This is a genomic window from Microbacterium sp. R1, assembly GCF_015159725.1.
Lineage (GTDB): Bacteria > Actinomycetota > Actinomycetes > Actinomycetales > Microbacteriaceae > Microbacterium > Microbacterium oxydans.
Genome location: NZ_JADDUD010000001.1, coordinates 1,535,469 through 1,554,749 on the forward strand (window position 1 = coordinate 1,535,469; position 19,281 = coordinate 1,554,749).

At 68.1% G+C, this 19,281-nt stretch carries 19 protein-coding genes; 15 read left to right on the forward strand and 4 right to left on the reverse strand.

From position 1 onward, the window contains the following. Positions 1-17 precede the first annotated feature (17 nt). The 4 genes from ILP86_RS07590 to prfA all read left to right on the forward strand — a co-directional run bounded on the left by ILP86_RS07590 (position 18) and on the right by prfA (position 5,484). Complete coding sequence (locus ILP86_RS07590; RefSeq protein WP_046748226.1) at positions 18-1,322, forward strand: homoserine dehydrogenase; 1,305 nt, start codon at positions 18-20, stop codon at positions 1,320-1,322. 2 nt (positions 1,323-1,324) lie between these two features. Next, positions 1,325-2,287 carry a homoserine kinase gene (gene thrB, locus ILP86_RS07595; protein ID WP_193761712.1) on the forward strand — a complete coding sequence of 321 codons (963 nt, stop codon included), beginning with the start codon at positions 1,325-1,327 and terminating at the stop codon, positions 2,285-2,287. A gap of 180 nt (positions 2,288-2,467) precedes the next feature. Beyond that, on the forward strand, positions 2,468-4,393 hold the full coding sequence (gene rho / locus ILP86_RS07600; RefSeq protein WP_349884603.1) for a transcription termination factor Rho: 1,926 nt from the start codon (positions 2,468-2,470) through the stop codon (positions 4,391-4,393). Between the two features lie 11 nt (positions 4,394-4,404). Then, positions 4,405-5,484 carry a peptide chain release factor 1 gene (gene prfA / locus ILP86_RS07605; protein WP_193761714.1) on the forward strand — a complete coding sequence of 360 codons (1,080 nt, stop codon included), beginning with the start codon at positions 4,405-4,407 and terminating at the stop codon, positions 5,482-5,484. A gap of 18 nt (positions 5,485-5,502) precedes the next feature. Here the strand turns inward: prfA and ILP86_RS07610 are convergent, their stop codons facing one another. Together ILP86_RS07610 and ILP86_RS07615 are read right to left on the reverse strand one after the other, a co-directional pair. Continuing rightward, positions 5,503-6,156, reverse strand: a complete 654-nt coding sequence (locus ILP86_RS07610) for a response regulator (RefSeq protein ID WP_046748230.1) — start codon at positions 6,154-6,156, stop codon at positions 5,503-5,505. Continuing rightward, positions 6,153-7,814 (reverse strand): sensor histidine kinase, encoded by a 1,662-nt coding sequence (locus ILP86_RS07615; protein ID WP_227750932.1) that lies wholly within the window; start codon positions 7,812-7,814, stop codon positions 6,153-6,155. Before ILP86_RS07615 ends, ILP86_RS07610 begins: the two co-directional genes overlap by 4 nt. A gap of 166 nt (positions 7,815-7,980) precedes the next feature. Between ILP86_RS07615 and ILP86_RS07620 the strand changes: the two genes are divergently transcribed. Both ILP86_RS07620 and ILP86_RS07625 read left to right on the forward strand, forming a co-directional pair. After that, complete coding sequence (locus ILP86_RS07620; protein WP_061015178.1) at positions 7,981-9,525, forward strand: CitMHS family transporter; 1,545 nt, start codon at positions 7,981-7,983, stop codon at positions 9,523-9,525. Between the two features lie 67 nt (positions 9,526-9,592). Then, on the forward strand, positions 9,593-10,000 hold the full coding sequence (locus ILP86_RS07625; RefSeq protein WP_046748232.1) for a phage holin family protein: 408 nt from the start codon (positions 9,593-9,595) through the stop codon (positions 9,998-10,000). Positions 10,001-10,010: 10 nt separating this feature from the next. Here the strand turns inward: ILP86_RS07625 and epsC are convergent, their stop codons facing one another. Together epsC and cysK are read right to left on the reverse strand one after the other, a co-directional pair. Then, positions 10,011-10,583 carry a serine O-acetyltransferase EpsC gene (gene epsC, locus ILP86_RS07630; RefSeq protein ID WP_193761715.1) on the reverse strand — a complete coding sequence of 191 codons (573 nt, stop codon included), beginning with the start codon at positions 10,581-10,583 and terminating at the stop codon, positions 10,011-10,013. An 8-nt stretch (positions 10,584-10,591) separates the two neighbouring features. After that, a complete protein-coding gene (cysK, locus tag ILP86_RS07635) occupies positions 10,592-11,530 on the reverse strand; it encodes a cysteine synthase A (protein WP_058631297.1) in 939 nt (312 codons plus the stop codon). 100 nt (positions 11,531-11,630) lie between these two features. On the opposite strand from cysK, the gene prmC reads away from it, so the two are divergent. The 9 genes from prmC to atpA all read left to right on the forward strand — a co-directional run bounded on the left by prmC (position 11,631) and on the right by atpA (position 19,262). Continuing rightward, positions 11,631-12,491, forward strand: a complete 861-nt coding sequence (prmC, locus tag ILP86_RS07640) for a peptide chain release factor N(5)-glutamine methyltransferase (RefSeq protein WP_193761716.1) — start codon at positions 11,631-11,633, stop codon at positions 12,489-12,491. A 52-nt stretch (positions 12,492-12,543) separates the two neighbouring features. Further along, a complete protein-coding gene (locus ILP86_RS07645) occupies positions 12,544-13,293 on the forward strand; it encodes an L-threonylcarbamoyladenylate synthase (protein WP_058631295.1) in 750 nt (249 codons plus the stop codon). Beyond that, the gene (locus ILP86_RS07650) at positions 13,290-14,453 is read left to right on the forward strand and encodes an MraY family glycosyltransferase (RefSeq protein ID WP_046748237.1); all 1,164 of its coding nucleotides are present in this window, start codon (positions 13,290-13,292) and stop codon (positions 14,451-14,453) included. The genes ILP86_RS07645 and ILP86_RS07650 overlap by 4 nt, the downstream gene beginning before the upstream one ends. After that, complete coding sequence (locus tag ILP86_RS07655; protein WP_193761717.1) at positions 14,453-14,971, forward strand: hypothetical protein; 519 nt, start codon at positions 14,453-14,455, stop codon at positions 14,969-14,971. Before ILP86_RS07650 ends, ILP86_RS07655 begins: the two co-directional genes overlap by 1 nt. 132 nt (positions 14,972-15,103) lie before the next feature. After that, positions 15,104-15,901 (forward strand): F0F1 ATP synthase subunit A, encoded by a 798-nt coding sequence (gene atpB, locus ILP86_RS07660; protein ID WP_371861862.1) that lies wholly within the window; start codon positions 15,104-15,106, stop codon positions 15,899-15,901. A gap of 60 nt (positions 15,902-15,961) precedes the next feature. Beyond that, positions 15,962-16,198: an ATP synthase F0 subunit C gene (gene atpE, locus ILP86_RS07665; RefSeq protein ID WP_028502887.1), complete on the forward strand. Its 237-nt coding sequence runs from the start codon at positions 15,962-15,964 to the stop codon at positions 16,196-16,198. A 27-nt stretch (positions 16,199-16,225) separates the two neighbouring features. Then, a complete protein-coding gene (locus ILP86_RS07670) occupies positions 16,226-16,783 on the forward strand; it encodes a F0F1 ATP synthase subunit B (protein ID WP_058631293.1) in 558 nt (185 codons plus the stop codon). Beyond that, positions 16,783-17,574: a F0F1 ATP synthase subunit delta gene (locus ILP86_RS07675; protein WP_193761718.1), complete on the forward strand. Its 792-nt coding sequence runs from the start codon at positions 16,783-16,785 to the stop codon at positions 17,572-17,574. Before ILP86_RS07670 ends, ILP86_RS07675 begins: the two co-directional genes overlap by 1 nt. Before the next feature lie 47 nt (positions 17,575-17,621). Further along, positions 17,622-19,262, forward strand: coding sequence for a F0F1 ATP synthase subunit alpha (gene atpA / locus ILP86_RS07680; RefSeq protein ID WP_046748242.1), 1,641 nt, complete (start codon positions 17,622-17,624; stop codon positions 19,260-19,262). Positions 19,263-19,281 lie beyond the last annotated feature (19 nt).

The following is a 19,281-nucleotide window of genomic DNA, read 5'->3' on the forward strand; positions in this document are numbered from 1 at the left end:
CCTCCGAAGGAGCAACCATGACTGAATACCGACGACTTCGTGTGGCGCTGCTGGGTGCCGGAGCGGTCGGCTCTCAGGTCGCGGCCCTCCTGCTGCGCCACGGCGACGAACTCGCCGACCGCGCGGGCGCCGAACTGGAACTCGCCGGGATCGCGGTGCGCAACCTCGACGCGCCACGCGACGTCGACCTGCCCAAGGAGCTCTTCACGACCGACGCCGAGTCGCTCATCCTGGGCGCCGACATCGTGATCGAGCTCATCGGCGGCATCGAGCCGGCCCGCACGAACATCCTGCAGGCCATCGGCTCCGGGGCCGACGTGGTCACCGCGAACAAGGCTCTCCTGGCCACTCATGGGCCCGAGCTCTTCGAGGCCGCTGACCGGGTCGGCGCCTCCGTCTACTACGAGGCCGCCGCGGCGGGGGCGATCCCGATCATCCGTCCCCTGCGCGATTCGCTCGCCGGCGACCGCGTGGTGCGCATCATGGGCATCGTGAACGGCACGACGAACTACATCCTCGACCGGATGGAGACCGAGGGCGCCGACTTCGCCGACGTGCTCGCCGATGCGCAGCGGCTGGGCTATGCCGAGGCCGACCCGACGGCGGACGTCGAGGGTTACGATGCGGCGCAGAAGGCGGCGATCCTCGCGAGCCTGGCGTTCCACACGGCCGTGCCGCTCGAAGCCGTCTACCGCGAGGGCATCACCTCGATCACGGCATCGATGATCGAGGAGGCCAGAGCTGCAGGCTTCGTGATCAAACTGCTGGCCGTGTGCGAGCGGATCGAGGCCAACGGTGCCGAGTCGATCTCGGTGCGCGTGTACCCGGCCCTCGTCCCGGCATCGCACCCCCTCGCCTCCGTGCACGGTGCGAACAACGCGGTCTTCGTCGAGGCGGAGGCTGCGGGCTCCCTGATGTTCTACGGTGCCGGTGCCGGTGGCGTGCAGACCGCGTCGGCCGTGCTCGGCGACGTGGTCTCCGCGGCCCGTCGTCACATCGCAGGCGGGGTCGGGGTGGGAGAGTCCACTCGCGCCAACCTGCCCGTCGTGCCGATCGGTCACGTCACCACCCGGTACCAGATCACGCTCGAGGTCGCGGACGCGCCAGGTGTGCTCGCGACGGTCGCGAGCATCCTCAGCGACGGCGATGTGTCGGTCGCCACCGTCGTGCAGACCGTGGAAGGCGAGGACGAGCCCACTGCCCGTCTGATCATCGGAACGCACCGCGCGACGGAGCAGGCCCTGAGTGCCACCGTCGACGCTCTCGCGGACAGCGAGGTCGTCGCACGCGTGGTCTCGGTGCTCCGGGTGGAAGGCGAGTGACGATGACAGCGCCCGTCGTCCCCGCGGAGGGCGGAGCCGTCGAAGGACGCACCGTCGAGGTGCGGGTGCCGGCGACGAGCGCGAACCTCGGCCCCGGCTTCGACACACTGGGCCTCGCGCTCAGCATCTACGACACGCTTCTGGTCACGGCCCTGCCGGCCGGCGAGCTCGAGATCGAGGTCTCGGGATCCGGAGCGGCCGAGATCCCTCGTGATGAGTCGAACCTGATCGTCCGCACCATCGCCTATGTGTTCGCCGACGCGGGACGCCCTGTTCCCGGTCTGCGGATCATCGCGGAGAACGCCGTGCCGCACGGCAGGGGCCTCGGCTCATCCGGTGCCGCCGTGGCTGCGGGCGTGCTCGCCGCGAAGGGATTGCTCGAGGGTGATGTGGAGATCGATGACCCGGATCTCCTCCGGCTGGCGACCGAGCTCGAAGGCCACCCGGACAACGTGGCGCCGGCGCTCTTCGGTGGCCTGACGATCGCATGGATGTCGGAGCGGGGACCGCAGCACAAGAAGCTCCTCGTGCACAGGGGAGTCTCGCCTCTGGTGCTGGTCCCCACGTACACGATGTCGACCTCGCAGGCGCGGTCGCTCCAGCCGCCGCAGGTCTCCACTGCCGACGCCGTGTTCAACGTCTCCCGCTCCGCGCTGCTGATCGCCGCGTTGATGCAGAGCCCGGAGCTGCTCCTGGATGCGACTGCCGACCGCCTCCACCAGGACTACCGTGCCGGAGCGATGCCGGAGACGCAGCGTCTGGTGCAGGCGCTGCGCGCTGCCGGTTTCGCCGCGGTGGTCTCCGGCGCAGGCCCCAGTGTGCTGGTCCTCGCGGACGGCCCCGGAAGTCGTCAGGACGCGGTCGAGCTCGCCGAACGCGTCACCGACACCCCGTGGGAGGCTCTCCTGCTCGCAGTCGACGTGCGTGGTGGTACAGTGGGGTCTCGAGCGGAGGGCTCCACGTAACTGCGTGAATCTGGCCCCATTGCAACTCTTGCAAGACCCGCACGCAAACCCCTGTGGCAGAGTTCATTCCTGAGCCGCCTGCCGAGGCTGGCTGGCGCCGAGCGTCAGCCCGTGCGATCGCGCGCAGCACCCGTTGTGCGCGTTCAACGCTCATTCCCCATGACATATAAGGGAGTACTCGTGGAGAACCTCTCCGAGACCCAGAACGAACAGTCTGCGCCCGCTTCGGAAGCACCGGCGACATCCGCGGAGCCGACGGGCGAAGCAGCACCGGCGCGCAAGCGTGCGCCTCGCCGTGCCAGCACCGCGACCGCGGCTGCGAAGGCCGAGAAGGCGGAGAAGGCCGATGCCGCGAAGGCGGAGAAGGCCGCGAAGTCGGACGCCGCTCCGGAAGCGTCCGTGCCCGCGGAAGCGTCCGCCACCGCAGCAGCGTCCGCCACTGCAGAGACCACCGAGGCTGCACCGAAGGCGAAGCGTCCGAGTCGCAGCCGTGCGAAGAAGGCCGATGCCGAGGCTCCTGCCGCGGAGACGGCGCCCGCCGAGGCCTCCGACTCCGCTGGCGCCGAGGCTCCCGCCGAGGCCGCGCCCAAGAGCACGGGACGCGGACGCCGCGGTGCGCAGAAGTCCGCAGCCGACGCCGAGGCGCCCGCTGCGGAGCCGGCAGCGGAGTCCGCCGCCGAATCGGCACCCGCTGAGGCTCCGCAGAACGCCGACTCCGACTCCGGGGACAGCGGCGAGGAGCAGGGCGGTCGTGGACGCAACCGCAGCCGCAGCCGCAACCGCGGACGCGGTCAGAACGGCGCGGCCCAGGAGCAGCAGCAGACGCAGCCCGCCGCCGACGACGAGCAGTCCGGTGGCAACAACCGCAACCGTCAGCGCAACAAGCGCCGCAACGGTGCACCGGCCGACGAGTTCGAGACCGAGATCACCGAGGACGACGTCCTGATCCCGATCGCCGGCATCCTCGACGTGCTCGACAACTACGCTTTCGTGCGCACCACCGGCTACCTCGCCGGTCCCAGCGATGTCTACGTCTCGCTCGGCCAGGTGAAGAAGTACAACCTCCGCAAGGGCGACGCGGTCGTCGGCTCCATCAAGCAGCCGCGCGAGGGCGAGCAGCAGGGGCGCCAGAAGTACAACGCCCTGGTCAAGGTCGATTCGATCAACGGCCTGTCGGTCGACGACGCGGCCACCCGCGTGGAGTTCGGCAAGCTCACCCCGCTCTACCCGCAGGAGCGTCTGCGTCTGGAGACCGCTCCGGAGAAGCTGACGCAGCGCATCATCGACCTCGTGGCGCCGATCGGCAAGGGTCAGCGCGGCCTGATCGTCGCGCCGCCGAAGGCCGGCAAGACGATCGTCCTCCAGCAGATCGCCAACGCGATCGCGCAGAACAATCCCGAGGTCCACCTCATGGTCGTGCTCGTCGACGAGCGCCCCGAAGAGGTCACCGACATGGAGCGCACCGTGAAGGGCGAGGTCATCGCCTCGACCTTCGACCGCCCCGCCGAAGACCACACCACCGTCGCCGAGCTCGCGATCGAGCGGGCCAAGCGTCTCGTCGAGCTGGGCCGCGACGTGGTCGTGCTCCTCGACTCGATCACCCGCCTCGGACGCGCGTACAACCTGGCCGCCCCGGCGTCCGGCCGCGTCCTCACCGGCGGCGTCGACGCGTCCGCGCTCTACCCGCCGAAGCGCTTCTTCGGTGCAGCCCGCAACATCGAGAACGGCGGATCCCTGACGATCCTCGCCACCGCGCTCGTCGAGACCGGCTCCAAGATGGACGAGGTCATCTTCGAGGAGTTCAAGGGCACCGGCAACAGCGAACTGCGTCTGTCGCGTCAGCTCGCCGACAAGCGGATCTTCCCCGCCGTGGACGTGAACGCGTCCAGCACCCGCCGCGAGGAGATGCTGCTCTCGGCCGACGAGGTCAAGATCACGTGGAAGCTCCGTCGCGCCCTCGCCGGACTCGACCCGCAGCAGGCGCTCGAGGTCGTGCTCGGCAAGCTCAAGGAGACCAACTCGAACGTCGAGTTCCTCGTGCAGATGCAGAAGTCGATCCCGACGCTGCCCTCGGGCGCTCACGGACACGACAACAACATCCGCTGAGCGGCCGACCCGTGTTCGAGTCCGTCCAGACTCTGATCGACGAGCATCGCCGGGTGCAGGAGGAGCTCTCCGACCCGGCGGTGCACGCCGACGCGGCACGCGCGAAGCGCGTCAACCGTCGATACGCGGAACTCTCGCGCATCGTCTCTGCCTACGAGGCCTGGGTCGCGGCGACCGACGACCTGGCGACGGCGCGGGAGTTCGCCAAGGAGGACGAGTCCATCGCGGCGGAGATCCCTGCGATGGAAGAAGAGCTGCAGGGCGCTCAGGAGCGTCTGCGGCGTCTGCTGATCCCGCGTGACCCCGACGATGCCCGCGACGTGATCATGGAGATCAAGGCAGGGGAGGGCGGCGCGGAGTCCGCGCTGTTCGCCGCCGACCTCCTGCGCATGTACATCCAGTACGCCGCATCCAAGGGCTGGAAGACCGAGCTGCTCGAGCGCAACGAGTCAGACCTCGGTGGGTACAAGGACGTGCAGGTCGCGATCAAGGGTTCCTCCTCCGATCCGGCGCAGGGCGTCTGGGCGCACCTGAAGTACGAGGGAGGGGTGCACCGTGTGCAGCGGGTGCCGGCGACGGAGTCGCAGGGCCGCATCCACACCTCGACGACCGGTGTGCTGGTCTTCCCCGAGGTCGATGAGCCGGAGGAGATCCACATCGACCAGAACGACCTCAAGATCGATGTGTTCCGCTCCTCGGGGCCCGGCGGTCAGTCCGTCAACACCACGGACTCCGCGGTGCGGATCACACACGTGCCCACCGGCATCGTCGTGTCGATGCAGAACGAGAAGTCGCAGCTGCAGAACCGCGAGGCCGCGATGCGCGTGCTGCGCGCCCGAATGCTGGCCAAGCAGCAGGAGGAGCTCGACGCAGCCGCCTCCGACGCGCGCAAGTCGCAGATCCGGGGCATGGACCGTTCGGAGCGCATCCGCACCTACAACTTCCCGGAGAACCGGATCGCGGATCACCGGACCGGATTCAAGGCGTACAACCTCGATCAGGTCATGGACGGCGCGCTCGACCCGATCATCGAGAGCGCGATCGCCGCCGACGAGGAAGCACGCCTCGCAGCCGTCGGCTCCGATTCCTGAGCCGTCCATCCGCTGACGTCAGACGCGTGCGGCGTAGCGGTGTTCGGGGCGGCCCGTCGATCCGTAGTTCAGGCGCACGTCGACGACGGCTCTCGCCGCGAGAGCTGCGAGATGCCGTTGCGCGGTCGCGCGCGAGATTCCGACGCGTTCCCCGATCTCCGCTGCCGAACGCTCTCCGTCGCCGAGTGCGGCGAGCACGAGCTGCTCCGTCGCCGACCGCGAGACGGACACCGGTTCGCCCGCACCGTGCAGGATGGCGAGGGCGCGGTCGACGTCTTCCTGGCGGAGGGTGCGATCACCGTCGAGGAGGTTGCGGTATCGCACGTAGCGATCCAGGAGTCCTGACAGAGCCCGTCGCTCGAAGGGCTTCACGAGATAGCCGACAGCTCCCGACCGCAGTGCTCTGCGTACCGTCGGAGCGTCGTCGGCGGCGGAGATCAGGATCGCGTCGATGCCGGACTCGCGGACGAGCGCGATGCCGTCCCCGTCGGGAAGGAACACGTCGGCGATGAGCAGGTCCGGTCGGGAAGCACGCATGCTGTCGCGGGCTTCGGCGAGCGATCGCACGGTCTCGGCGACGCCGACTCCTGCGTGCTCCTCGACGATGCCCTGATGAAGCTGGGCGACGCGGAAGTCGTCGTCCAGGATGAGTACGCGCAGGGGGACGGTCATGTGTTCTCCTCGGGATCGGGGGAGCTGCGGTCGACTGCTCCGTTGATGCGCGCGGCGAAGACAGCGCCGCCTTCGACACCGCGGCTGTCGACACCGCCGGGGTCGATGACCCAGAGGTCGCCCCCGTTCCGACGGGCGATCTCCGTCGACAGCGGAAGTCCGATCCCATGCCCGTGCACGGTGTCGGTGGTCTTCTGGTCCCGCGTCCGCGGGGCGAGAGGATCGAAGTCTCCGAGTCCGGGGCCGGAGTCGGAGACGGTGAACACCAGTGCATCGTCGTCGTCCAGGACCGCCACCTCGACCCAGCGCGGAGTCCGCTCTCCCGAGACCGCGGCGGTCACGGCGTTGTCCACGAGGTTGCCGAGGACTGCGGCGACGTCTTCGGGAGCGATCACCGTGCCGATCAGGTGGGTGTCGTCCGCGATGCGCAGGGCGACGCCGCGTTCTCCGGCTTCGACGGCTTTGGCGCCCAGGAACGAGTGCAGAAAGGGGTCCCGCAGGAGGTCCAGCCCCACGACCGGGAACGCCACAGGACCCCGCTCCACGAGCTCGCCGAGGAACGCCCTGGCATCTGTGACCCGGCCGGCATCGATGAGTCCGGCGGCCACGTGCATGCGGTTGGCGAACTCGTGTCTCTGCACGCGCAACGCGGCGGTCATCGTCCTGACCGTCTCCAGGCGCTCGGCCAAGGCGACCAGGTCCGTGCGGTCGCGCACGATGAGCACGGTGCCGAGCTGCTGCCCCTCGCGCACCACGCTCCGCGAGTCGAGGTACAGCATCCGGTCTCCGACGAGGGCGCTCGTGCGGGCGCCGGTACCCGTGAGGGTGTCCAGGACGGCCGGGAGGAGACCGAGGTCGTCGACGGGACGTCCGACCGGGTCGTCGAGGTCGAGCAGCCGATCGGCGGCGGCGTTGCTGACCCGGACGATGCCGCGTGTGTCTATGGCGATGACGCCGTCGTCGACCCCGTCCAGCACGGCCGTCTGGTTCTGCACGAGCGCGACCAGCTCTTCCGGCTGCACGCCGAGGGTGAGACGCTCCCATCGTCTGCGGAGCAGGAGGGATGCGAGCACAGCCAGAGAGAGGGCGCCCGCAGCCGTACCCCCGATCACGGCGAGCAGGGGCGGCAGGTCGTCGAAGACACCCGCACGCTCGAACCCCACACTGACCTCGCCCACCGGGGTGCCGGTCTCGTCCCGGACGGGAACCTTCGCGCGTGCGGACTCGCCGAGTGTCCCGGTCTGCCAGTCGACGATCTCGGCGCCGGCGAGCACCTCTTCGTATGGCGTGCTGACCTCTTCGCCGATCCGTGCGGGGGTGGGATGCGCGAGACGGATCCCGTTGTCATCGGTGAGCACCACGAACAGTGCGCCAGTGCGCGCGGTGACATCGGATGCGATGCGCTGCAGGTCGCCTTCGCGCAATTCTGCCGCGTCGGGTGTGCCCTCCTGGAGGGAGATGCGAGCGACCTCTGCGCGCACCTGCGGATCCTCTGCGAGGGTGCGGGCGATTCCCAGCGCCGTCGACTCCGCCTCGGCACGCAGCTGCTGCACGGCGAGGAGGAGATACACCCCGGTGCACAGGGCGACGACGAGGGTCACCGTCGCAAGCTGCAGGAGCAGGGCGCGCGTGGCGAACCGCGGTCTGGTCGACGTCATCCTCGGCACCGTGATTCTCTCCATGCTGCGCTCGCGCAATATGCGCAGAACCCACGCTACGCGCACAACGACAGGGAATGCGACATACCGCTCCCTCGGCGCGCGGATTGCCTATTCTCGTCGGGATCCGTCGACGCAGACGGAGACACGACGAAGGAGTCAACGCATGCCAGACGCACTCACCGGTCTGTTCGCGGCCGCCGAAGAGGCGCCGACCTACGATGTGGCGTTCGTGCCGCCGGAGTGGGTGCTCGTGCTGCTGGGGTTCACGATGGTCCTCGCGTTCATGACGCTCATCATGACCAAGCGTCTCACTCCCATGGTGGCGCTGATCCTGGTTCCGACCGCGTTCGGGCTCTTCGCCGGCGCAGGTCTCGGCCTCGGCGACATGATCCTCGATTCGATCGGCAAGATGGCGCCGACCGCGGCGCTGCTGATGTTCGCGATCATGTTCTTCGGCATCATGATCGACGTGGGGCTGTTCGATCCACTCATCCGCCTCATCACGCGGCTGCTCGGAGACGACCCGGCGAAGGTGGTGCTCGGAACCGCGATCCTCGCCGGCGCGGTCTCCCTGGACGGCGACGGTTCAACGACCTTCATCATCACGACGTCGGCGATGCTCCCCATCTACCTCCGGCTCGGGATGAGCCCCGTGGTGCTGACGTGCGTCGCCGGCCTCATGAACGGCACGCTGAACATCGTTCCCTGGGGCGGGCCGACCGTGCGCGCCGCGACAGCGCTCGGAGTGCAGCCGACAGACATCTTCGTGCCGATGCTGCCCGCGCTCGGCGCCGGTATCGTCGTGACTCTCGGGTTCGCGTGGATCCTCGGACTGCAGGAGCGTCGCCGCCTCGGGCGCCTGGACTCGGAGGGCCTGCTCGTCGGTGCCGACGGCGGATCGCTGTCGACCGTGCCGAAGATCTTCCGCGGTGCGGAGCCGAAGCCCGGAGCGCGCGCGTCGCTGCGTACCGGCAACCTCGTGGTCGTCGCCGGCGGCCATGCTCCGGTCTCCGCTGCGAGCGTCGATCCCGCGGACACCGCCATGGCGGACACGATGCTGGACCCCGCCCGCCCCACGCTCCGACCGAAGCTCATCTGGTTCAACCTCGCCCTCACACTCGCGGTGATGGTGCTGCTGGTGCTCGATATCCTGCCGCTGCCGTACGTGTTCATGGTGGGGGCCGGGCTCGCCCTCGTCATCAACTTCCGGGGCATCAAGGAGCAGGCCTCCGAGATCGTCGCGCACGCACCGAGCATCGTGGGCGTCGTCTCCATGGTGATCGCGGCCGGTGTCCTGGTGGGCGTGCTCACCGGCACCGGAATGGTCGACGCGATGGCCGCGTGGATCACGAACGTGCTTCCTCCTGCTCTCGGCCCGTTCCTCGCACCGATCACCGGACTCCTGTCGATCCCGTTCACGTTCTTCATGTCGAACGACGCGTTCTACTTCGGCATCCTCCCGGTGCTCGCCCAGAGCGCTGCCAACTTCGGCATCGATCCCGTGGAGATGGCGAGGGCGTCGATCACCGGTCAGCCCGTGCACCTGCAGAGTCCGCTCGTGCCTGCGATCCTGCTGCTCGTGTCCCTCGCGAGCGTGAACCTGGGCGATCACCACCGCAAGGTCCTGTGGCGCGCGACCATCGTCTCGCTCGTGATGCTCGGCGTCGGCATCCTGAGCGGAGCGGTCCCGTTCTTCGTGGCCCAGTGACCGGACGGCGGGGAGTGCGGACAGCGCACTCCCCGCTCTCCTGGAGCCGGGGCGCTATGCTCAGCCCGTGATCACATTCCTCTTCCGCGGCCTGCTCTACCTGGTGTCCGCCGGCCTCGGCCTGATCGCCGCCGACCTGCTGCTCGACGGCTTCGAGATCGAGTGGGACAAGTGGTGGGGATTCGTCATCTGCATCCTGATCTTCGCGATCCTGCAGAGCGTGCTCTCGCCGTGGGTCATGAAGATCGCCAATCGCTACGCACCCGTGCTCATGGGCGGCATCGGCATCGTGTCGACGCTCATCTCGCTGATCATCGTCGTGCTGCTCCCGATCGGTGGTCTGCGCATCACCGACCTCACCGGATGGTTGCTGGGTTCGGTCATCGTGTGGTTGATCACGGCCCTCGGAAGTGTGCTGCTCCCGCTGATCTTCCTCCGCAAGAAGGTCGAGTCGGTCAAGGGAGAACGCCGCTAGCGCACGCGAGTCAGATCGCGTAGTGGTCCGGGGCGGTGAGGAGCGCTCTGGTGTCCTCACCGGCCGTGCGGTGACGCGGTTTCGCCGGAATGCCGACGAGGATGCTGTCCGCCGGGGCGTCTCGGGTCACGACCGCGTTCGCGCCGACCACTGACCCCGCGCCGATCGTGACGGGTCCGAGGATCTTGGCCCCCGCTCCGACGGCGACGCCGTTCTCGAGGGTGGGATGCCGCTTGCCCGAGGTGCGTGTGCGTCCTCCGAGCGTGACACCGTGATAGAGCATCACGTCATCGCCCACGACGGCGGTCTCGCCGATCACGACACCCATCCCGTGGTCGATGAAGAACCGGCGACCGATGCGTGCACCGGGATGGATCTCGATCCCGGTGAGCCAGCGTGAGACCTGTGACCCGGCTCGCGCGAGCAGACGCAGCCGGCGCCGCCAGAGCGCGTGGGATACGCGGTGCGCCCAGATCGCGTGCAGCCCGGGGTACAGCAGTGCGACCTCGACGGCGCTGCGCGCGGCCGGGTCCCGGAGGCGAGCTGCGGCGATGTCCTCGCGCATCCGCCCGATGATTCCCATCGACGGCCTCAGTCTTCGCGCAGATCCTCGAACAGTGCGGTGGACAGGTAACGCTCACCGGTGTCCGGGATCACGACCACGATCGTCTTGCCGGCGTTCTCGGGGCGGGCGGCCACCTTCAGCGCGGCGGCGACGGCTGCGCCGGAAGACATGCCGACGAGCAGACCTTCCTTCGCGGCGAGCTCGCGGGCGACGCGGATCGACTCGTCGAACTCCGCGGTGAGGATCTCGTCCAGCACCTCGCGGTCGAGCACGTCCGGGACGAAGTTCGGGCCGATGCCCTGGATCTTGTGCGGCCCGGGGTGTCCCTCGGTCAGCACGGGGGAGTCCTTGGGCTCGACGGCGATCACCTGGACGCCCGGCTTCGCGGCTTTGAGAGCCTGTCCGGTTCCGGTGACGGTCCCTCCGGTGCCGACGCCTGCCACCAGGATGTCGACGGCGCCGTCCGTGTCGCGGAGGATCTCCTGCGCCGTGGTCTCGCGGTGGATCTGCGGGTTGGCGGCGTTCTCGAACTGGCGGATCCAGATCGCGCCAGGGGTCTCCGCGACGATGCGCTTGGTCTCCTCGATCGCGCCGCTCATGCCCTTGGTGGGGTCGGTGAGCACGATCTGTGCCCCGAACGCCTTCAGCAGCACGCGGCGCTCCTTCGACATGGAGGCCGGCATCGTGAGGATGACACGGTACCCGCGCGCCGCGCCGACCATGGCGAGGGCGATACCGGTGTTGCCGCTCGTCGATTCCACGATCGTGCCGCCAGGCTGCAGCTCACCCGACGCCTCGGCGGCATTGATCATGGCGATGCCGATGCGATCCTTCACGCTCGAGGCGGGGTTGTAGTACTCGAGCTTGGCGAGGACGGTCGCACCGAGACCCTCGGTCACCCGGTTCAGCCGGACGAGCGGGGTGTTGCCGAAAGCGGTCGTGATGTCGGAGTGGATGCCGGGCATGGTGAGCCTTCCTGTGCGGGGGTCGCTGCGGGACCAGCCTAGGGGAGGGGGTCTATGGGTGAGGCTTTGTGACGGTCGCCCGCACCCTACGCTGGAAGTCATGTCCGACAACTCTCTTGCTGCGGTCGTCCGCGCGGCGGCCCAGCGTCTGACCGACGTCGGCGTCCCCGATCCTCTGGTCGATGCCGAGCTCCTCGCCGGGCACGTCCTCGGCAGGCGGCGCGGCGAGGTGCAGGCCGCCATCGTCCGCGGCGACCGTGTCGACGATGCCGATGCGGTGGCGCTGGACTCGGTCGTCGCCCGTCGAGCCGCACGCGAGCCCCTCCAGCACATCACCGGGACCGCTCCCTTCCGTCACCTCGAACTCGCCGTCGGCCCCGGCGTCTTCGTGCCGCGTCCGGAGACCGAGACCGTCGCGCAATACGCGATCGACGCGCTGGTGAACTCCGCGGAACCCGCCCCGATCGGCATCGACCTCGGCACCGGAAGCGGGGCCATCGCCCTCGCGATGGCCACGGAGGTCCCGCACGCCCGGATCTTCGCCGCCGAGCTGTCCGAAGACGCCCACGCGTGGGCGACTCGCAACGTGGAGGGAGTGGAGAACCTGACGCTGGTCCTCTCCGATCTGCGAGACGCGTTCCCCGAGCTCGACGGCACGGCGTCCGTGGTCATCTCGAACCCGCCGTACGTCCCTGACGCGGCCGTACCTCGCGACCCGGAGGTGCGACTCTTCGACCCGGACATGGCGCTGTACGGCGGAGAGGACGGTCTCGACATCGTTCGCGTGCTCAGCGGACGCGCGCTCGGTCTGCTGCGCCCCGGCGGGCTTCTCGTCATCGAGCACGGCGAGCTGCAGGGCGAATCGATCAGGGAGATCCTCACCGTCGACGGCTGGCGTGCGGCGGCGACGCATCGCGACCTGACGCTGCGGGATCGCGCCACGACCGCGCTCCGCCCCTGATCAGCAACCTCCGAGCGTGCTCATCGGCCGCGCCGCATAGAATCGAACCGTCATGTCAACCATCTTCGACTGCAGCGACGAGTCGCAGCTTCTCGCCGGCATGCGCAATGCGCGCCAGGCGATCGGCCGAGGCGACCTCATCGTCATCCCCACAGACACGGTGTACGGTGTCGCCGCCGATGCCTTCTCCCCGGCCGCGGTGCAGAGGCTCCTCGACGCGAAGGGGCGCGGCCGCGACCAGCCGCCGCCCGTTCTCATCGGCACCAAGGAGACCCTCGCCGCCCTCGCGGAGTCGGTTCCCGAGCCCGTGGAGCGTCTGGTCGAGGCGTTCTGGCCCGGGGGACTCACGATCGTGCTGCCGGCCCAGCCGTCGCTGGTGTGGGACCTGGGGGAGACCCTCGGCACGGTCGCGGTGCGCATGCCGGAGGGCCGCGTCGCCCTCGAACTGCTCGCGGAGACGGGACCACTGGCGGTCTCCAGCGCGAACCTCACAGGGGAGTCGGCTGCCATCTCCGCGTACGACGCTGAGAAGATGCTCGGCGACAGCGTCGCGGTGTACCTCGCGGACGGACTGAGCAAGGACGGCATCGCGTCCACCATCGTCGATGCGACGTCGCTGGTGCGTCGAGGCGCCGACTCCGACCAGGGCGTGGTGCGGATCCTCCGTGACGGCGCGGTCACGCGCGAGCAGCTGCATGAGGTGCTCGGCGATCTGCTCGAGCCCGAGGACGACGGGCAGGAGCACGCCGAGCACGCGCACACCGGGCACGACCACCCGCAGGAGCAGGACGGGGATTCGTGAAGCAGTATCTCTTCACGATCATCCTCACCGCCCTGATCACGTTCGCGCTGACCTGGGCGGTGTTGAAGGTGAGCCTCCGGTTCAAGCTCTACCCCGCCATCCGCGACCGTGACGTGCACACCACGCCCAAGCCCCGGCTGGGCGGCGTCGCGATCTTCCTCGCCATCGCCGCGGCCTTCGGCTTCTCTGCGATGAACCCCTTCTTCCAGAGCATCTGGATCCCCCCGCAGACGATGTGGTCGATCCTCGGCGCCTCGCTTCTGATCGCGATCATCGGCGTGGTCGACGACCTCTGGGACATCGACTGGATGATCAAGCTGGGCGCGCAGTTCCTCGCCGCCGGCGTCATCACGGTCGGCGGCGGACTGCAGATCCTCTCGCTGCCGTTCGGCGACCTCATCGTCGTGTCCAGCTGGCTGAGCATCACCATCACGATGTTCGCGATCGTCATCGTGATGAACGCGGTGAACTTCATCGACGGCCTCGACGGCCTCGTGGCCGGTGTGTGCCTGATCTCCAACGGCGTCTTCTTCGCCTACTCGTACATCTTCACGCGCGACTCCGGGGCCTCCAGCTACTTCAACCTCTCCACGTTCCTTGCGGCGGTCCTCATCGGTGCGTGCCTCGGGTTCCTGCCCTTGAACTGGAGCCCGGCCAAGATCTTCATGGGCGACTCGGGAGCACTGGTGATCGGCCTCCTCATGGCCACGTCCGCGATCGCGATCACCGGCCAGATGGACCCGTCGGCCCTCGACCCCGAGCGTCTCGGCCGGTCGCAGCTGGTCGGTGCGTTCCTGCCGATCCTGCTCCCGTTGCTCGTGGTGCTGCTGCCGCTGCTGGACTTCGGCCTCGCGGTGCTCCGGCGGATGAGCGCGGGACGCTCGCCCTTCTCGCCCGACCGCAAGCACCTGCATCACCGCATGCTCGATCTCGGCCACCGGGACCGCGACGCCGTGCTGATCTTCTACGCCTGGACGGCTGTCGTCTCCCTGGCGGTCCTGATGATGTACGTGGGCGCACGGGAGGACTGGCCAGGCCAGTACCTGCCCGGCGTCGGCTTCGGCGTCCTGGGCATCGCCGCCTGCCTCGTCGTCACCTTGAGCCCCACCCGCCGCAGTGCTGCGGATGCCGAACCCGATCCGACACCCGTGGAGTCCTGATGAGCCCGAGCCCCGTTTCCAGCACCCCGATCCTGCGTCGGACCCTGATCTGGTCGGCGATCGCCACCGTCGTGCTCGCGATCGTCGCAGGCGGCGTCGGTTTCCTCGTCGCCCAGGGCGAGGGTCTCATCAGCGGTCTGCTCGGCGTCGTGCTGGCGGCCGTGTTCCTCGGCATCACCGGCCTCAGCATCCTCATCGCGAATCGCTGGTTCGGAGACCCGCTCTACGTGCAGCTGTTCTTCGCGATCGTGCTCGGCGGCTGGCTGCTCAAGCTGGGCGTCTTCGTCGTGGTGATGATCCTGCTCGCCGGTCAGCCCTGGCTGCAGCCGATGGTGTTCTTCCTCTCGATCGTGGCCGGTGTGCTGATGTCGCTCGTCATCGACGTCGTGGTGCTCACGCAGATGCGTCTGCCGCACGTCAGCGACACCACGCTGCCGACCGAGGTTCCCGAAGATCGCGCCCCCGGCAACGCCAATCACATCGACGGCGGCCCCGTCGAGGACGGCCGGCGGTCTTAGGGGACCCTCAGATTCTGATAGTGTTGAGACGTGCCCGCCGCTCGCCCGCGAGCGCTTGCGCTGTGAAGCACACCGACCATCGTCGCCCCGGTTCTGACCGGTGCCCCGAAGCTGGAGCCCGCGCTGTTTAATATCGCTGCGACCCTGACCCCCCGACTTGCCACCGACGGCGAGTTCCACGGCCCTTCGATCGATGAGTTCTTTCCGGAGATCCTCTTCAACGTAGGCCCCATCCCGGTGAACCGGATCCACCTGATCCAGTTGCTCTCCGTGATCGCCGTGGTCCTCATCCTCTGGCTCGGCACCCGCCGCATGAAGGTCGTCCCCGGCCGGTTCCAGAGCCTGGTGGAGATGGGCATGGGCTTCGTGCGCGGCGGCATCGCCCACGACCTGCTCGGCCGCAAGGACGGCGATCGGTTCCTCCCGATCCTGATGACGATCTTCTTCATGACGCTGTTCATGAACATCACCGGCATCATCCCGTTCCTGAACATGCCGGGAACGGCCATCATCGCGGTGCCGCTCACGCTCGCCGTGGTCAGCTATGTCACGTTCATCTACGCCGGCATCAAGAAGAGCCCGAAGAACTTCTTCAAGAACTCGCTCTTCCCCGCCGGTGTCCCGTGGCCGGTGTACTTCATCGTCACCCCGATCGAGCTCATCTCGACCTTCATCATCCGCCCGGTGACGCTCACCCTGCGACTGCTGATGAACCTCGTGGTCGGCCACATGATCCTGGTCCTCTGCTTCGCAGCGACCCAGTTCTTCTTCTTCACCGCAGGCGGCGGCTGGGCCGCGCTCGGTGTCGGAACCCTCGCCTTCGGCGGCGCCTTCACTCTCTTCGAGATTCTGGTCGCCGTCCTCCAGGCGTACGTCTTCACCGTCCTCACCGCGGTCTACATCCAGCTCGCGGTCGCAGAAGAGCACTAAGCCCACTAGACACTGAGCGGGCAGGCATCAGCCTTCCCACCCAACGAAAGGAAAAACCCCGTGGACGCAACTACGGTTCTCGCTGAAATCAACGGCAACCTCGCGGTGATCGGCTACGGCCTCGCTGCCATCGGCCCGGCCATCGGCGTGGGTATCGTCGTCGGCAAGACCATCGAGGGCGTCGCTCGTCAGCCCGAGCTGGCCGGCCGTCTCCAGGTCCTCATGTGGATCGGTATCGCCTTCACCGAGGCGCTTGCATTCGTCGGCATCGCCGTCGGATTCATCCCCTTCCCGTAATCCGAACCGACTTCTGAAGGAGACAGGATGCTGAACGCTCTTGTCACGAACCTCGCGGCTGAGGGTGAGGCGGCGAACAACCCGCTGATCCCCGCGTGGTACGACATCATCTGGTCGGGTCTGTGGTTCCTCATCATCTTGATCGTCGTGTGGAAGGTCGCCCTTCCCAAGCTGACGAAGATGCTCGATGAGCGGTCCGCCGCGATCGAGGGCAACATCGCCAAGGCCGACGAGGCGCAGAAGCAGGCGGAGGCGGCACTCGAGGAGTACACGCGTCAGCTCGCTGAGGCGCGCACCGAGGCCGGCGAGATCCGCGAGGCCGCCCGTGAGGACGGCAAGAAGATCGTCGCCGAGGCGAAGGACGCCGCGACCACCGAGGCCGCACGCATCACCGCCACCGCGCACACGCAGATCGAGGCGGAGCGTCAGACCGCTCTCGTCTCGCTCCGCAGCGAGGTCGGATCGCTCGCCCTCGACCTCGCCGGTGGCGTGGTCGGCGAGACGCTCTCCGACGACGCACGCGCGACCGCTGTCGTCGATCGCTTCCTCGCCGAGCTCGAGGCATCCGAGAAGGCGGCTCAGTAATGGGCAGCGCGACCACTCAGGCACTCGCGGCATCCATCAAGACGCTTGCCGCAGCGAAGGACATCACTCTCGACACGGCGCGGGAGCTGTTCGCCGCCGCCCGGGCCGTGAGCGACTCGTCCCAGCTGAGCGGCGCGCTTGCTGATCCTTCCGCTCCCGCCGTGGCACGACAGAATGTCGTCGCCGCGGTGTTCGGCGGGTTCTCCGCAGGCGCCAAGGACGTTCTGTCGACCGTGGTCGCAGAACGCTGGTCCAACGCGGATGAGCTCGTCGACGGTATCGAGGAGCTCGCGATCCGCGCCGCAGCGGTCGCCGAGCCGGACACGGACATCGAGGGCGAGCTCTTCGGGTTCTCCCGGGTGATCGCAGCCAACCCCGAGCTGGAACTCGCTCTGGGAAGCCGCGTCGGGGGAGAAGACGCCAAGAGCACGCTCGTCGAGCGTCTCCTGGCCGAAGGCTCCACCAGCACCGCAGCGACTCTGGTCATCACGTCGCTGGTACGCCAGCCGCGTGAGCGCCGCGTTCGTCGTCTGCTGGACAGGGCGATGAACATCGTCTCGAACCAGCACGGCCGCGTCGTCGCCACCGTACACACCGCCACCGCCCTCAGTGACGCGCAGCGTGACCGTCTGAGCGAGTCGCTCTCGCGTCGTTACGACGGTCAGGTATCGCTCAACGTCGTCATCGACCCTGCCGTGGTCGGAGGTCTGCGTGTGCAGATCGCCGATGACGTCATCGACGGCAGCATCTCCGCACGACTCGCCGACCTTCGCCAGAAGCTCGCGGGCTAACACGACTTCGCGCGGGGAACCGCGCACCCAGATACAAAGGGAAGACAATGGCAGAACTATCGATCAGCCCCGACGTCATCCGTGACGCGCTGAAGGACTTCGCCGCCGCATACGAGCCCACCGCGGCCGGTGCGACCGAGGTCGGCACCGTCGTCGACGCTGCGGACGGCATCGCTCACGTCGAGGGACTGCCCGGCGTCATGGCGAACGAGCTCGTCGTCTTCGCCGACGGCACCAAGGGTCTCGCGCAGAGCCTGAACGAGCACGAGATCGGTGTCGTCGTCCTCGGCGAGTTCACCGGCATCGAGGCCGGCCAGGAGGTAACCCGCACGGGTGAGGTCCTCTCGGTCCCCGTCGGTGACGGTTACCTCGGCCGCGTGGTCGACCCGCTCGGCAACCCGATCGACGGACTCGGCGCGATCGAGACCGAGAGCGTCCGCGCTCTCGAGCTCCAGGCGCCCGGCGTCATGCAGCGCAAGTCGGTGCACGAGCCGATGCAGACCGGAATCAAGGCGATCGACGCGATGATCCCGGTCGGCCGTGGTCAGCGTCAGCTGATCATCGGTGACCGCCAGACCGGCAAGACCGCCATCGCGATCGACACGATCATCAACCAGAAGGCCAACTGGGAGTCCGGCGACGTCAACAAGCAGGTCCGTTGCATCTACGTCGCGATCGGCCAGAAGGGCTCGACCATCGCCTCGGTGAAGGGCGCGCTCGAAGAGGCCGGCGCTCTGGAGTACACCACGATCGTGGCCGCTCCCGCGTCCGACCCTGCCGGCTTCAAGTACCTGGCTCCGTACACCGGTTCAGCCATCGGCCAGCACTGGATGTACGGCGGCAAGCACGTCCTCATCATCTTCGACGACCTGTCGAAGCAGGCTGAGGCCTACCGTGCCGTGTCGCTCCTCCTGCGTCGTCCGCCGGGCCGCGAGGCATACCCCGGTGACGTCTTCTACCTGCACTCCCGTCTGCTGGAGCGTTGCGCGAAGCTGTCCGATGAGCTGGGCGCCGGTTCCATGACGGGACTCCCGATCATCGAGACCAAGGCGAACGACGTCTCCGCGTACATCCCGACCAACGTGATCTCGATCACCGACGGCCAGATCTTCCTGCAGTCCGACCTCTTCAACGCCAACCAGCGTCCGGCGGTCGACGTGGGTATCTCGGTGTCGCGAGTCGGTGGCGACGCGCAGGTGAAGTCGATCAAGAAGGTCTCAGGAACGTTGAAGCTGGAGCTCGCGCAGTACCGCTCCCTCGAGGCGTTCGCGATGTTCGCATCCGACCTCGACGCGGCTTCGCGTCGTCAGCTGTCCCGCGGTGCGCGTCTGACCGAGCTGCTCAAGCAGCCGCAGTACTCGCCGTACCCCGTCGAGGAGCAGGTCGTCTCGATCTGGGCCGGAACGAACGGCAAGCTCGACACGGTCGAGGTCGAGGACGTGCTCCGGTTCGAGCGCGAACTGCTCGACTACCTGCGTCGCAACACCAAGGTTCTCGACACGCTGCGTGAGACCAACGTCCTCGATGACGCCACGGTCGCAGAGCTCGAGAAGCAGACGGACGCCTTCGTCCTGGAGTTCCAGGGTGGCAAGGGCCACGCGATCGGCGCCCCCGGTCACGAGGAGCACGCCGCAGCCGAGGCTGAGGACGTCAACCAGGAGAAGATCGTCAAGGGTCGTCGCGCGTAATCGCGTGAGGTACTGAGAT